We start from the raw sequence: 13,804 nt of genomic DNA on the forward strand, positions 1-13,804 counted from the left end.
GAAAATATGACATTAGAGTACAGCATCAGCGCCGGACATCCATTTTGCATGGGTGTGATGAGCCAGACAAACGGAATCCATATCGCAATGCCTTTCCCGGAAAGCGAAGGAAAGGAATGTGGCATGATCCTATATAAAGCAGGACATGAGCTTGCAAGGATCGTATTCCCGGAATGTTACAAAATGGGAGAAGTATATGTGCTTTTCATCAATATGCAGATGGAAGCGGATTACACATATCTCTTTTTCCGTGGAGAGGAGCGGTTCGTGGATCCTTATGCCCACATCATACGCGGCAGGGAAAAATGGGGCAGGCGGAAAGAGGACAGACCGCGTGCTGCATTTGCAGAGGATACCTTCGACTGGGAAGACGATATGCCGCTGCGGACTCCTTATGAAGATTCTGTTTTTTACGCACTGCATGTGCGCGGCTTTACAAAGCATCCGAGCTCACAAGTCAGTGCACGCGGTACTTTTGCGGGACTTGCAGAAAAAATCCCCTATTTACAGGAGCTTGGCGTGACTGCCATTGAGTGTATGCCGGTCTATGAATTTGACGAGATCATTCCGAATCCGGCTTATCAGGAGAGTATGAAGCTGCGGGAAAGCGGTCAGACGGCCTATATCGAGGAGCCAGCATGGAAGCAGCGCATCAATTACTGGGGCTTCGGAGACGGCGATACGTATTATATGGCGCCAAAGGCAGCTTACGCGAAAGATCCGCAGCATGCGGACAGAGAGCTGAAACAGCTGATCAGACAGCTGCATAAAAGCGGCATAGAGATCATTTTACAGATGTATTTTGCGCCACGTTATACACAGGGCTATATCAGAGAAGTGCTGCGGTACTGGGTCAGCTGTTATCATATCGATGGATTTCATTTGCTGGGAACGGATATCCCGATGCGGCTTTTAGGGACAGATCCGTATTTGAAGCATACAAAGCTGATCCATGAAAACCCGGAGGCTGAGGCAGTATATAAAGGGAAGAAAGTGCCGTATTATAGGAATCTGGCATGCTATGGGGATGGATTCCGTTATGATGCCAGACGTTTCTTAAAAGGAGACGAGGGCATGCTTTCTGTTATGGCGGAGCACATGAGACAGAACAGCAGTCTGGAAGGTGTGATCAACCACATTACGGACTACAGAGGTTTTACCCTTTCGGATCTGGTTTCTTATGATCGTAAGCACAATGAAGAAAACGGCGAAGATAACCGAGACGGCAGTGATTATAATTATAGCTGGAACTGCGGTGTAGAGGGAAGTTCCCGCAAGCGTGCGATCCTGAAGCTGCGTCTGTCCCAGCGCAAGAATGCACTTGCCATGCTGTTTTTATCGCAGGGAACACCGCTTTTGCTGGCAGGCGATGAAATGGGACGCACGATGCAGGGCAATAACAATGCCTACTGTCAGGATAACAAGATCAACTGGCTGGACTGGAGGCTGCTGGAAAAGGAAGCAGAACTGTTTGCTTATACAAAAGATCTGATCCGTTACCGGAAAGAACATCCGATCCTGCATAGCAGACAGACGATGCAGATCATGGACAGCCTGTCCTGCGGATATCCGGATCTTTCCTATCATGGAGAGCAGGCATGGTACGCACACTTTGAAAACTATTACAGGCATATGGCTGTTTTATACTGCGGTATGTACGAGAAAAAGCCGGATGGAGCGGACGATGACTTTATCTATATTATCTGGAATATGCATTGGGAAAAGCATACGTTTGCACTACCCACGCTGCCACAGGACTATGCATGGACGGTCAGCCTGATGACAAAGGAAATCCCTCAGCAGGATATGGCAGATAAGACCGGAAAAGCAGACAAGGAAGAGAAGCAGGTATCAGCAGAGCAGACACTGGCTGAACAGCCGCGTGAGATCACCGCGCAGGGGCGCAGTGTTATTGTGTTGACAGGCAGAAAGCAGGAGATCAAAAAGAAATAGAGGCATAAGAAATGAGACCGATCAGTCATTTTTTAACGATCACACATCATAAAATATTGGTTATGCAGGGCTGCTTTAAAGTAGGGCTTTACTGGCAGGGACTGATGCATGATTTGTCCAAATACGAACCATCGGAATTCTGGGTAGGCGCAAAGTATTATCAGGGAACGAGAAGCCCGAACAATGCAGAGCGTGAGGAAAAAGGCTATTCGAGTGCATGGCTGCATCATAAAGGCAGAAACAAGCACCATTACGAATACTGGATCGACTACAGCATGCGGGAAGTGGAAGGTGGTATGGCGCCGGCGCAGATGCCTGTCAGATATGTGATCGAAATGTTTATGGACAGGATCGCAGCCAGTAAGGTTTATAATAAGGAAAAATATACGGATGCATCTCCGCTGGAATATTATAAGCAGGGCAAGAACCGCAATCTGATTCATCCAAAGACAGCAAAGCAGCTAGAGATCCTTTTACGTATGCTGGCTTCCGAAGGCGAGGAAAAGACCTTTACCTACATCAGAACGGTGATCCTGAAACATAGAAAGTAACAAAAATGCACTCTTTTCATACTCTAATATAGAGAACGAAAGGAGTGTTTTCTATATGAACTGTATTTGGATTTTATTGTTACTGTGCTGCTGTAATAACGGCTGCGGAAACGGATGTGGAAACGGTGGCAGAAATGGAGAGCGCAGATGTGAATGCAATTCCTGCCAGCCAACACCGCCGCCAAGACCGCGTCCACGCCCACCTTTTGCTCCGCAGCCGGGCTGTGGCTGCAGTGCATCGGAGATGAGTGAAGAAGAAGCATAATACAGGCGAAAAAAGAAGGCTGCCACACAATGTGTGACAGCCTTTTCATCAGTCAGCAGATTTGACCTGCTTCCAGTATTCATTATACAGGTTATCGCCGTCTACGCCTAAATAATCAAAAGTTTCCAGATTATTGTACTCAGAGAAATCCGGGAAAGCAATCTTGCTGTTTTTGATGTCTTCATCTTCAATGTTTGCCTGTGCAGCAGTGTTTGGAGTAGAGTAGGTGATGTACTCAAAGTTTTTCAGAGCGACATCCTCGCGGCACATGAAATCGATGAACTTTTCTGCATTTTCTTTGTTCTGTGCATTTTTCGGGATTACCCAGGAATCGATCCAGACGTTTGTACCTTCCTTTGGAATGACATATTCCAGATCCGGGTTTTCACGCTGGGTATAAATAGCTTCGCCGGAGTAGATCACACCGATCGCAGCTTCGTTACCGATCATCTTATCACGTACCTGATCGATGACATATGCCTGTACAAGCGGTTTCTGGTCGATCAGAGTCTGGGCAGCTTCTTTTACCTGTGCTTCATCTGTTGTGTTCATGGAATAGCCAAGTCTCTTTAAAGCAACCATAAATGCATCACGCACGCTGTCCTGCATCAGGATGTTATCCGCATATTTCTCATCCCATAATACATCCCAGGAGTCGATCGGCTCGTCAACCATTGTCTTATTATATAAGATACCGACGGTTCCGAAGCAGTAAGGGATACTGTATTTGTTTTCCGGGTCAAAGCCCTTGGACTGTTCAAAATACTGTTCGCCGATGTTCTTGACATTCGGAATGTTGTCAAAATTGATCTCTGCAAGCAGATCGTTTTCGATCATTTTCTGGATCATATAATCGGATGGGCAGACAACATCATAATTGCTTGTACCGGATTCTACCTTTGGATACATGATCTCGTTTGTCTCGAATTCATCATACACAACGTGGATGCCTGTTTCTTCTTCAAACTGATCGAGTGTATCGGGATCGATATATTCTCCCCAGTTGTAAACAACTACCTCGCCGTTTTTGCCGGCGCTGCTTTTGCCACAGCCTGTCAGACAGGCGGCAGCGACCATCGTAAGTGCCAGTGTCAGTAATACTTTTTTCTTCATGTGTTCCTCCTCATAGGTGCTTGTATTTTATTATGCATTGTCCTTCTTGCCGGGCTTTTTGTTGATGAACAGTAAAAGCAGCAGAACGACGACAAAGATGATCGTGGAAAGGGCATACATTTCCGGTTTGATTCCTTTTTTGACCTCTGTGTAGATCTTGGTCGATAACGTATCAACGCCGGGTCCCTTTGTAAAGTGTGTGATGATGAAATCATCCAGTGACATGGTAAATGCCATTAAAAATCCGGTAAAAATGCCGGGAAGCAGATCCGGGAAAATAACCTTGAAAAACGCATAAGGCTGGGATGCACCGAGATCGAGTGCTGCCTCGTAGGCACTTTTGTTGACCTGTTTCATTTTGGGCATGACACTTAATATGACGTATGGGATATTAAAGGTAATATGCGCCAGCAGGATGGTTGTAAAACCGAAAGTCATACCAAGACTCAGATAGAGCAGCATGAGAGAAATACCGGTCACGATATCCGCATTTAACATCGGAATGTTCGTCACACCCATGAAAAAGGTACGCCATGCGCGGTGCATTCTGCTGATCGCGACACATGCCATCGTTCCGATGATCGTGGCGATAAAGGCAGATAAAAAGGCGAGCAGCAGTGTGTTATACAGGGCGTCCATAATGACCTGATTATCAAACAGCTCGCTGTACCATTTCAGGGTAAAACCGCCCCATTTGGCTCTGGTCTTGCTTTTGTTGAACGATAAGACGATCAGAGTAGCGATAGGGGCATATAAAAATATGAAAATCAGGATGATATACAGCTTGGAAAAAACTTTTTTCACATCAGACCCTCCCCATCTTTATCAAATATTGCGGTGATGATCATGCTTATAATAATGAACAGCATCAGCACCATGGAAAGACCACTGCCGAGGTTCCAGTTGCTTGCCTGCGTAAATTCCTGCTCAATGACATTACCGATCAGCAGGATCTTGCTGCCACCAAGGAGAGAAGATATAACGAAGGTCGTCAGTGCAGGAACAAATACCATGGTAATACCGCTGATCACGCCCGGAAGGCTCAGCGGGAAAATAATGCGGCAGAATGTCTTCACATTGTTGGCACCGAGATCTCTGGCTGCGTTGATCAGATCCTGATCCATACGGGATAAGGAGTTGAAGATCGGCAGAACCATGAACGGCAGGAAATTATATACCATACCAAGGATAATCGCGGCGTTTGTATTGATGATATCAAGTGTCGGCAGTGACAAAAACCGGAGAACGGAATTGATCACACCGTTTTTCTCCAGAAGTGTCTGCCAGGCAAGTGTACGCAGCAGGAAGTTCATCCACATCGGTAAAATAAAGATCATAACGATGAACTGGTTCTGGTTGACACTTTTATTTGCCAGTATCATAGCAAGCGGATAGGCAAGCAGCAGGCAGATGAGCGTACTGACCAGAGAAAGCCGGATCGACAGGAAAAGTGCCTTGCTGTGCTCCGGCGATGCGATCGCCAGTATGTTCTGCATGGTAAAATGTCCGGCGGAATCGATAAAGCCGTAATAAAATACCATCAGGATCGGAATGATGATAAAAGCAACAGCCCAGAAGAAATAGGGCGTTGCCAGGAGCTTCTGTTTATTCTTCAATGTGAACCGCCTCCTCATCTTCGGATTCCGGCTTATTCATGATCTGTATATTAAACGGATCCACGCTGATCGAAACCTTTGTGCCGACAGGGAACATGCTTGTGGAATGTACCAGCCATTCAAAGCCGCCTGCCATGACTTCCATTTCATAGTGGACACCTTTAAAGATCAGATGGGAAACAACACCGTCTAAGGTGCCTGCGCCTTCTTCTTTTAAGACCACATCTTCCGGGCGGATCACAACATCGACCGGTTTGTTTTCTCCAAAGCCGGTATCGACACAATCCCATTTCTTACCGAGGAAGGAAACCAGCTTATCATGGAGCATAACGGAGTCGATAATGTTGCTGTCACCGATAAAGTCTGCGACAAAGGCATTTTCCGGTTCGTTGTAGATGCTTTCCGGTGTTCCGATCTGCTGGATATAGCCCTGATTCATGACAACGATTGTATCTGACATGGTCAGAGCTTCTTCCTGATCGTGTGTGACATAGATAAAGGTAATGCCAAGCTCGTTTTTCAGACGGATCAGCTCGTACTGCATATCCTGTCTGAGTTTAAGATCCAGCGCACCGAGCGGCTCGTCAAGCAGCAGGAGCTTCGGCTCATTGACGATCGCACGTGCAATGGCGATTCGCTGCTGCTGCCCACCGGATAACTGGTTCGGCATCCTTTTCTCATACCCGTCAAGATTGACCAGTTTCAAGGCATATTTGATCTTGTCATCGATATAAGATTTGCTTTTGTTTTTGATCTTCAGACCAAAAGCAATGTTTTCTGCAATGTTCATATGCGGAAAAAGTGCGTATTTCTGGAAAACAGTGTTGAGCTGTCTTTTGTTGGGCGGAAGAGAAGTGATATCTTCTCCGTTGAATAACACCTTACCGCTGTCCGGTGTTTCAAAACCGCCGATGATACGCAGGGTCGTTGTTTTACCGCAGCCACTCGGTCCTAAAAGTGTCAGGAATTCATTCTCGCGGATGTATAGATTCAGATCGTCAAGAACCATTGTGTTGTCAAAAGATTTATTGATGCCGATTAGATCGATCAGTCTGTTACTCATTTGTATCCTCCTTATGCAATATGCATATTAAAAACTTGGCGGGCTTGTGACCCAGATCACAACAGCACCGTGTTTACCTGCTTCTAAATAGTGTTTTTTAGAAGGTGTAAAATAAAAAGCATCACCCTTTTTTGCCTGATGTACTTTTTGCCCGAGATGGATTTTGATCTGACCGCTCAGTACATAGCCGAATTCTTCTCCTTCATGCGGCAGATCGGGATAAATGGAACCATAAGGTTCCAGTGTCAGCCGGATCGGTTCCATTTCATTTTTTTGTGCATTCGGAATGATCCATTCTATTTTATTATGAAGCTCGTCATCCTTCTTTTCAAAAAAGTCATCCTTTGTAAAGACGATCTGGGAATCTTCTTCCTCATTGAAAAATTCCTTCAGATCCGTACCGAGACACTGCAGGATGTCTGTCAGCGTCGAGATGGAAGGAGATGTCAGGTTACGCTCCAGCTGGGAGATAAATCCCTTGGAAAGCTCTGCCCGGTCGGCAAGTTCCTCCTGCGTCAGTGATTTCTGAATACGAAGCTCCTTCAGCTTCAGTCCGATATCCATAAAAAGCTCCTTTGCCACATTATGTAAAATCCATGTAAAAAATAACAGTTAAATAAACTTCAAGTTTAGTTTTGCTAAACAATCCGATATTCATTATACGGTATCGCGTCTAAATGTCAATCTTTTTCTTAACAAAAAAGAGAGATTATGGTAAGATATTTTTAATGAATTTACGATTGCGGAAAACGGAGGCCTATCAATGACAAGAAATAAATACGTTGCGTATGTTTCTACCTATACAATGGGAGACAACCACGGCATCAAGATTTATGATGTAGACATGAAAAACGGCAGATTAAAAGAAAAGGATGAGGTAGAGATCACCAATTCTTCCTATATTACGATTTCACACAACGAGAAATATCTGTATTCCATTACAGACTTCGGTGTGGAAGCTTATGTGATCGAGCAGGACGGTGAGCTGACCTGTATCAATCATGCGCCGATCAACGGTATGAGAGGTTGTTATCTTTCTACAGATTATGAGGACAGGTTCCTGTTTGTGGCAGGATATCATGACGGAAAGATCACGGTGCTCAGACTGCGGGAGGACGGCGGTGTCGGTGAGATCATGGAAGAGATCTACCACAAAGGTATGGGAAGCATTGCAGAGCGTAATTTCCGTCCGCACGTTAACTGTGTCAAGATGACAAGAGACAACCATTATCTGATGGTTGCGGATATCGGAATGGATCATGTGGATGTGTATCGTCTGAACCATGAAACAGGCAAGCTCAAACACGTGGATGTGATTCGGAGTGAGCTGGAATCCGCACCGCGTCATATCAAGATGACAAAGGACGGCAAGTTTGTTTATATCGTGCATGAACTGAAAAATTATATTGATGTGTATTCTTATGTGGAAGAGGATGACAATCCTTTCTTTACAAAGATACAGAATATTTCGACTTTAAATGACTACCATGCAGGCGGATCTGCTGCAAGTGCACTGAATTTTTCCGCAGATGAGAAGTATCTGGTAAGTTCCAATGCGGGAGATAACAGTGTCATTATCTATCGTATTGATCATAAGACGGGATTGCTGGAAAAGATCCTCTGTCTGCCGATCAGCGGAGATTATCCGAAGGATGCGGCACTGTTCCCGGATAATAAGCATTTGATCAGCTTAAATCATGAGTCCAATACGATGACATTCTTTACAGTGGATCTGGAAAATGGATTACTTGTCATGAACGGCAAAGAGCTTCCGATCGAAAGCCCGAACTGTGTGATCTTCCATAAACTGCAGGGATAAATAACAGGGAGGCGTTAAATATGTGGTTTGTATTTGCTTTGTTGTCAGCCATCTTTGCAGCGCTGACGTCTATTTTGGCGAAAGTGGGTATTGATGGTGTCAATTCCAATCTGGCAACGGCAATCCGTACCGTAGTTGTTGTGATCATGGCGTGGGGCATGGTGTTTCTGACGAATGTACAGAGCGGTATCTCACAGATCAGCAGAAAAAGCTGGATCTTTCTGATCCTGTCCGGTCTTGCAACAGGTGCATCATGGCTGTGCTATTATAAAGCACTGCAGATGGGCGATGCGTCCAAGGTTGTTCCGATCGATAAATTGAGTGTTGTGATCACACTGATCCTCGCATTTGTATTTCTGCATGAGGATTTTACGGCAAAGTCCATTGTTGGCTGTGTACTGATCGGTGCAGGCACGTTGGTCATGGTATTATAAAATGAGTGGAAAATTGTGTGGGAATTGCATAATACGGCTGAAAATAAATGGGAAGAACTCATTCACTGAGTTCTTCCCATTCTTCATATCGCTGCTCCAGTGTTTCCTGCAGAACAGTCTGTTTTTTGGAAAGCTCCTGCAGCTTTGCAACGTCTGTGGCAATCGCAGGATCTGCCATCTGTTCGTTTAACTGCGCAATTTCGTCTTCCAGTGCTGCAATGTCATCTTCACATTTGCGGAGCTGGTTTTCTTTTTTTCGTTTCAGTGCCTGTTCTTCCTTTTGCTGCTGCCAGGAAAGCTTCGAGTCGGAAGCAGGTTCTGCAGTATCCGTACAGGATCCCGTGGAAGCTGTCTGACCATTTTGCTGTGTGATGACAGTCGGCTGTTCGACCACATCTTTCTTTTCCAGATAATAATCATAATTGCCCGCAAAGGAATAGAACTGTTTATTATGCAGATCCAGAATCCTGGTGGCGGTCTGGTTGACAAAGTATCTGTCGTGGGATACATACAGGACAGTGCCTTCATAATCGTTCAGTGCCTGTTCCAGAATTTCCTTGGAGGTAATATCCAGATGATTGGTCGGCTCATCCAGAATTAAAAAGTTAGCATTAGACAACATTAACTTGGCAAGAGAAACACGTCCGCGTTCGCCGCCACTGAGTTCACTGATCTTTTTAAAGACATCATCACCGGTAAAGAGGAATGCAGCAAGTGTGTTGCGGATCTGTGTATTGGTAAGAGTCGGGTAATCGTCCGAGATCTCATCAAACAATGTCTTTTCGCTGTGCAGGACATGGTGCTCCTGATCGTAGTAACCGATCTCTACCTTGCTGCCTAAACGGATCTGACCGCTGTCCATGGCTTCCAGTTCGTTGATGATCTTTAACAGAGTGGTTTTACCGGTTCCGTTGTCGCCGATGATCGCCACATGCTCGCCGCGTTTGATCTCGATGTCAACATGTTCAAACAGAGTAAGAGAGCCAAAGTGTTTGGAGAGATCTTCAATAGAAAGCACATCATTTCCGCTGATGATCTGCGGCGTCAGCTTCAGATGCATATCGTCCCGGATCTCCATCGGTTTTTCCAAGAGTTCCATTTTATCCAGCATTTTTTCACGGCTTTCCGCACGCTTGATTGATTTTTCACGGTTGAAGGATTTCAGTTTATCAATGACCTGCTGCTGGTGGTGGATCTCCTCCTGCTGTTTTAAGTAAGCATTGACAGCTGCTTTACGGAGCATTGCAGCTTTTGCAGCGTAATCGGAATAATTGCCCGCGTAGCTTCTGACAAGTCCGTTTTCGATCGCGATCACTTTTGTGACGACGCGGTCCAGAAAATAACGGTCATGGGATACGATCAGAACAGCACCTTTATAGCTTCTGAGGTATGTTTCCAGCCAGCTTATCGAAGCGATATCCAGGTGGTTGGTCGGCTCATCGAGGATGATCAGATCCGGGCTCTGCAGCAGCAGCTTTGCCAGAGAAACACGTGTTTTCTGTCCACCTGAAAGGGTAGAGATCTGTTTGTCAAAATCTTCATCCAGAAAACTGAGACCTTTTAAAACCCCGATCAGTTCGCTTTTATAGAGAAGACCGCCTCTGACTTCAAAATCATGTGTCATACGGGTATAACGATCCATGATCTCCTCAAGCTGCGCCCCTTCACAGTGTTTCATGGATTCTTCCAGATCACGGAGCTTTTGTTCCATGGTAACAAGATCCTGTTTGACGCTGAGCAGCTCCTCGTAAATGGTGTTGGAACTGGACAGGTCAGACTGTTGTGCCAGATAACCGAAGGTTTTGTCCTTGGCAAAGGTAACCAGACCTTCATCTGCGGGAAGCTGCCCGATGATCATTTTCAGAAGCGTTGTCTTGCCTGCGCCGTTTACACCGACAATAGCAGCCTTTTCATGTTCCTCGAGCTGAAAAGAAGCCTGCTTTAAGATCGGACGGTCTACAAATGTTTTCGATAAATTCTGACAGGATAATATCATAATGAGTTGCCTCCTAAAATTCATACAGAATCTATCATACCAAAAATAATGACAAATTTCCACTATGCAATCACTGTATTACCTTATAAATATTTTGACACAGATTTAACAAAGATATATAATAGAAACAATGATTAAAGGAGGCGCAAAACATTGGAAGCAAAAGAGATTTCTCAGGCTGTGGTCAGCCGTCTGCCCAGATATTTTCGCTATCTGGGTGAACTGAAGGATGAGGGCGTGGAACGGATATCCTCACAGGAGCTTTCAAAGCTGATGCGTGTGACCGCGTCGCAGATCCGACAGGATTTTAACAATTTCGGCGGCTTTGGTCAGCAGGGCTACGGCTATAATGTGGAATATTTATATACAGAGATCGGTAAGATACTCGGGCTGGATCAGACACACAGGCTGATCATCATCGGTGCGGGACATCTCGGACAGGCGATCGCCAATTATATGAACTTTGAACGCAGGGGCTTCCTGATCAAGGGATTATTTGATGCGGATCCTGAGCTGGCAGGCAAAATGGTACGGCAGATCCCGGTCAGACCGATGGAGGAGCTGGAGCAGTTTATCCAGGCAAACAATATTGATATCGGCGTTCTGACGATCCCGAAAGATGGAGCTGCAGCGGTATCGGATCGTCTTGTGAAATGTGGGATCAAAGCGATTTGGAATTTTGCACACCTGGATCTGGATGTACCGGACAGTGTGCAGGTGGAAAATGTACATCTGTCGGACAGTCTGATGAAGCTGTCCTATAATATAAGAAACAGTTCAGAATCATAACAGCAGGAAAAAGAAGGTGGTCATTTGGCACACAAAGACGATAGATATGTGCAGGCGATCGACGGCAAGAAGATCCCGATCCTGACACTGGATCAGAAGTGGCACAGGCTTTTTACACAGACCGGTGTCAGTGCTGAGATCAAACGAAAAGAAGAAAAAGTAAACGAGCTTCTGAAAAAGCAGGGTGCGCTGCAAAATAAGCAGAAGGACATCAAACGCCTGAAAAACAAACTGATGCAGGAAGTCCTTTCTTCCATGGAAGGAGAAGAAAAGCCGAAGGGCAGGTCCAAGGAAGAAAACGGAAAGCTGATCGAGGAATGTAACGAAAAGCTCGAAGAAGGCGGAGAGGCACTTCTGGAAGTGGAAAAGAAGCTGGAAAAAGAAAACAGAGAGCTTATGGTGCTTTCCATGGAAGTCTGCTATGACCTGCTGCAGGAAAACGGGAAACAGATTGAGGAGATCGATGCATGGATCAACCAGATGCGGATCGATTTGAAAAAGAATGTTGTCCGGAAGCAGCAAAAGGAATTGTATAATCAGGAGCTGTACAGCTATATGCATGATATTTTCGGACCGGACGTCATGGAGCTGTTTGATATGAAATATCAGCCAAAGCTGAAAGCAATGGAAAAGAACGAAAATAGCGGAGGCGAGAAGAAATGAGAGAGCTTGTAACGGCGGAGGGCATGCGGCAGATTGAAAAGCATGCCATGGAAGAGCTGCAGCTTTCCGATGCGCTTTTGATGGAACGGGCAGCACTGTTTTCTGCGGCGGTGCTGGAAAAAGAACTGAAAAAACGAGGCAGAAAAAAGCATACCCGGATCTTAGTGCTGTGCGGCGTTGGCAATAACGGCGGCGACGGACTGGCGCTTGCCCGAATTTTATATGAACATGGCTACAAGGTTTATGTGGTGCTTCTGGGCGATCGGCGTAAGCAGACAGAGCTGAACAGAAAACAGCAGCAAATACTGGAGCGTCTGCAGATCAAGATCGGAGACACCATCCGGACGGAGATCGAATATGATGGTATTGTGGATGCAATGCTCGGGATCGGGATTACGCGCGGCCTGAGCGGCGTTTTTGCAGAGGCAGTGGAAACGGTCAGCCAAATGGATGCTTTTAAGCTGGCGATCGATATCCCGACAGGGATCCATGCAGATCTGGGGCTTTGTCAGACCGTAGCCTTTCAGGCAGATGCGACTGCTGCCTTTGGCTGTATCAAGACAGGACTTTTGCTGGCAGAGGGCAGATATGCTAGCGGCAGGAAATATCTTGGAAGCTGTGGCATGACCTATCCCGGCGGACAGTCAGGGCAGATGACTTATTTTATGCCGGAAAAGAAGGATATCAAAAAAGCCCTGCGGAGACAGCCGGGCGTCAATAAAGGAACCTTTGGAAAGCTGGCGGTCATAGCGGGCAGTGAAAAGACACCGGGTGCAGCCCTGTTATGTACGAAGGCGGCGTTTGCGACGGGCTGCGGCTATATCCGGCTGATGACAGCAAAGGAAAATAAAAAGCTGGTGCTGTCTGTACCGGAGGTTGTTTTTCAGCCACGCCATACAGAAGAGATTGCACCGATGCTGCAGTTTGCGTCCTGTCTGGCAATCGGACCGGGGATTGGTACATCGGAGGAAACAAAGGCTTTTTTACAGGCTGTATTGCGGGAACTGGAGAAAAGTGGAAAACAGCTTCCTGTTGTGCTCGATGCGGATGCACTGAATCTGTTTGCGGCAGATGAAAGTTTGTGGAAGTTTACCGCAGAGAGTAAGGCGGCAGTGATCTGCACACCACATATGGCGGAATTTGCAAGGCTTGCCCATGTGACGGTAGAACAGATCCGGGAAAACAGACTGCAGCTTGCCGGGCAGTTTGCAAAGGAGAAAAACTGCATCCTTGTCCTGAAAGATGCGACAACGCTTGTGGCAGCACCGGATGGCAGGATCTGTATATTGCCGGTCGGAAATGACGGTATGGCGGTGGCAGGCAGCGGTGACGTACTGACCGGTACGATCGCCGGGATCGCAGCACGGCTTACGGACAGCTTTTTAGCAGCCTGCTGCGGTGTTTATCTGCATGGACTTGCCGGGGAGAGGGCAGCCCGGAAAAAAGGAAAAGCTGCCATGCTTCCGACAGATCTGATCTCTCAACTGGGAAAAGTACTGAAACATATGGATCAAAAAAGGGATTGGTAATAGAAAATGCAAA

At 46.2% G+C, this 13,804-nt stretch carries 12 protein-coding genes and 1 pseudogene; 8 read left to right on the plus strand and 5 right to left on the minus strand.

The genetic code is table 11. The annotated features are described in order from the left end of the window. Positions 1-6: 6 nt before the first annotated feature. From KQI22_RS00110 to KQI22_RS00120, 3 genes are read left to right on the plus strand one after another with little or no spacing between them, the layout of a single operon-like run. Positions 7-1,953: an alpha-amylase family glycosyl hydrolase gene (locus KQI22_RS00110; protein ID WP_216550061.1), complete on the plus strand. Its 1,947-nt coding sequence runs from the start codon at positions 7-9 to the stop codon at positions 1,951-1,953. An 11-nt stretch (positions 1,954-1,964) separates the two neighbouring features. Beyond that, on the plus strand, positions 1,965-2,504 hold the full coding sequence (locus KQI22_RS00115) for a DUF5662 family protein (RefSeq protein WP_216550062.1): 540 nt from the start codon (positions 1,965-1,967) through the stop codon (positions 2,502-2,504). A gap of 55 nt (positions 2,505-2,559) precedes the next feature. After that, positions 2,560-2,769: a hypothetical protein gene (locus KQI22_RS00120; RefSeq protein WP_216550063.1), complete on the plus strand. Its 210-nt coding sequence runs from the start codon at positions 2,560-2,562 to the stop codon at positions 2,767-2,769. 48 nt (positions 2,770-2,817) lie between these two features. Here KQI22_RS00120 and KQI22_RS14100 read toward each other — a convergent pair. From KQI22_RS14100 to KQI22_RS00140, 4 genes and pseudogenes are all read right to left on the minus strand, one after another. Next, positions 2,818-4,686: pseudogene (locus KQI22_RS14100) on the minus strand (extracellular solute-binding protein). Then, positions 4,683-5,516 carry an ABC transporter permease gene (locus KQI22_RS00130; protein WP_442905249.1) on the minus strand — a complete coding sequence of 278 codons (834 nt, stop codon included), beginning with the start codon at positions 5,514-5,516 and terminating at the stop codon, positions 4,683-4,685. The pseudogene KQI22_RS14100 and the gene KQI22_RS00130 overlap by 4 nt, the downstream one beginning before the upstream one ends. Then, entirely contained in the window at positions 5,488-6,561 is a 1,074-nt protein-coding gene (locus KQI22_RS00135; RefSeq protein ID WP_216550065.1) for an ABC transporter ATP-binding protein, read from the minus strand. The genes KQI22_RS00130 and KQI22_RS00135 overlap by 29 nt, the downstream gene beginning before the upstream one ends. 27 nt (positions 6,562-6,588) lie before the next feature. After that, entirely contained in the window at positions 6,589-7,125 is a 537-nt protein-coding gene (locus KQI22_RS00140) for a helix-turn-helix domain-containing protein (RefSeq protein WP_216550066.1), read from the minus strand. Between the two features lie 199 nt (positions 7,126-7,324). Between KQI22_RS00140 and KQI22_RS00145 the strand changes: the two genes are divergently transcribed. Together KQI22_RS00145 and KQI22_RS00150 are read left to right on the plus strand one after the other, a co-directional pair. Next, positions 7,325-8,380 (plus strand): lactonase family protein, encoded by a 1,056-nt coding sequence (locus KQI22_RS00145; RefSeq protein WP_216550067.1) that lies wholly within the window; start codon positions 7,325-7,327, stop codon positions 8,378-8,380. Between the two features lie 20 nt (positions 8,381-8,400). Beyond that, entirely contained in the window at positions 8,401-8,814 is a 414-nt protein-coding gene (locus KQI22_RS00150; RefSeq protein ID WP_216550068.1) for an EamA family transporter, read from the plus strand. A gap of 58 nt (positions 8,815-8,872) precedes the next feature. Here the strand turns inward: KQI22_RS00150 and abc-f are convergent, their stop codons facing one another. Then, a complete protein-coding gene (abc-f, locus tag KQI22_RS00155; protein ID WP_216550069.1) occupies positions 8,873-10,810 on the minus strand; it encodes a ribosomal protection-like ABC-F family protein in 1,938 nt (645 codons plus the stop codon). 153 nt (positions 10,811-10,963) lie between these two features. On the opposite strand from abc-f, the gene KQI22_RS00160 reads away from it, so the two are divergent. From KQI22_RS00160 to KQI22_RS00170, 3 genes are read left to right on the plus strand one after another with little or no spacing between them, the layout of a single operon-like run. Then, the gene (locus tag KQI22_RS00160; protein ID WP_216550070.1) at positions 10,964-11,599 is read left to right on the plus strand and encodes a redox-sensing transcriptional repressor Rex; all 636 of its coding nucleotides are present in this window, start codon (positions 10,964-10,966) and stop codon (positions 11,597-11,599) included. Between the two features lie 24 nt (positions 11,600-11,623). Then, positions 11,624-12,262: a hypothetical protein gene (locus KQI22_RS00165; protein ID WP_216550071.1), complete on the plus strand. Its 639-nt coding sequence runs from the start codon at positions 11,624-11,626 to the stop codon at positions 12,260-12,262. Further along, positions 12,259-13,791 (plus strand): NAD(P)H-hydrate dehydratase, encoded by a 1,533-nt coding sequence (locus KQI22_RS00170; RefSeq protein WP_216550072.1) that lies wholly within the window; start codon positions 12,259-12,261, stop codon positions 13,789-13,791. The genes KQI22_RS00165 and KQI22_RS00170 overlap by 4 nt, the downstream gene beginning before the upstream one ends. Positions 13,792-13,804: the final 13 nt, after the last annotated feature.

It is taken from the genome of Kineothrix sp. MSJ-39, assembly GCF_018917935.1.
Classification (GTDB): Bacteria; Bacillota; Clostridia; order Lachnospirales; family Lachnospiraceae; genus CAG-194.

What these genes read in the sequence shown, in the direction of transcription:
- KQI22_RS00110 (WP_216550061.1), top strand. Translation starts at nt 7, where the DNA reads ATGACATTAGAGTACAGCATCAGCGCCGGACATCCATTTTGCATGGGT.
- KQI22_RS00115 (WP_216550062.1), top strand. Translation starts at nt 1,965, where the DNA reads ATGAGACCGATCAGTCATTTTTTAACGATCACACATCATAAAATATTG.
- KQI22_RS00120 (WP_216550063.1), top strand. Translation starts at nt 2,560, where the DNA reads ATGAACTGTATTTGGATTTTATTGTTACTGTGCTGCTGTAATAACGGC.
- KQI22_RS00130 (WP_442905249.1), bottom strand. Translation starts at nt 5,516, where the DNA reads ATGAGGAGGCGGTTCACATTGAAGAATAAACAGAAGCTCCTGGCAACG.
- KQI22_RS00135 (WP_216550065.1), bottom strand. Translation starts at nt 6,561, where the DNA reads ATGAGTAACAGACTGATCGATCTAATCGGCATCAATAAATCTTTTGAC.
- KQI22_RS00140 (WP_216550066.1), bottom strand. Translation starts at nt 7,125, where the DNA reads ATGGATATCGGACTGAAGCTGAAGGAGCTTCGTATTCAGAAATCACTG.
- KQI22_RS00145 (WP_216550067.1), top strand. Translation starts at nt 7,325, where the DNA reads ATGACAAGAAATAAATACGTTGCGTATGTTTCTACCTATACAATGGGA.
- KQI22_RS00150 (WP_216550068.1), top strand. Translation starts at nt 8,401, where the DNA reads ATGTGGTTTGTATTTGCTTTGTTGTCAGCCATCTTTGCAGCGCTGACG.
- abc-f (WP_216550069.1), bottom strand. Translation starts at nt 10,810, where the DNA reads ATGATATTATCCTGTCAGAATTTATCGAAAACATTTGTAGACCGTCCG.
- KQI22_RS00170 (WP_216550072.1), top strand. Translation starts at nt 12,259, where the DNA reads ATGAGAGAGCTTGTAACGGCGGAGGGCATGCGGCAGATTGAAAAGCAT.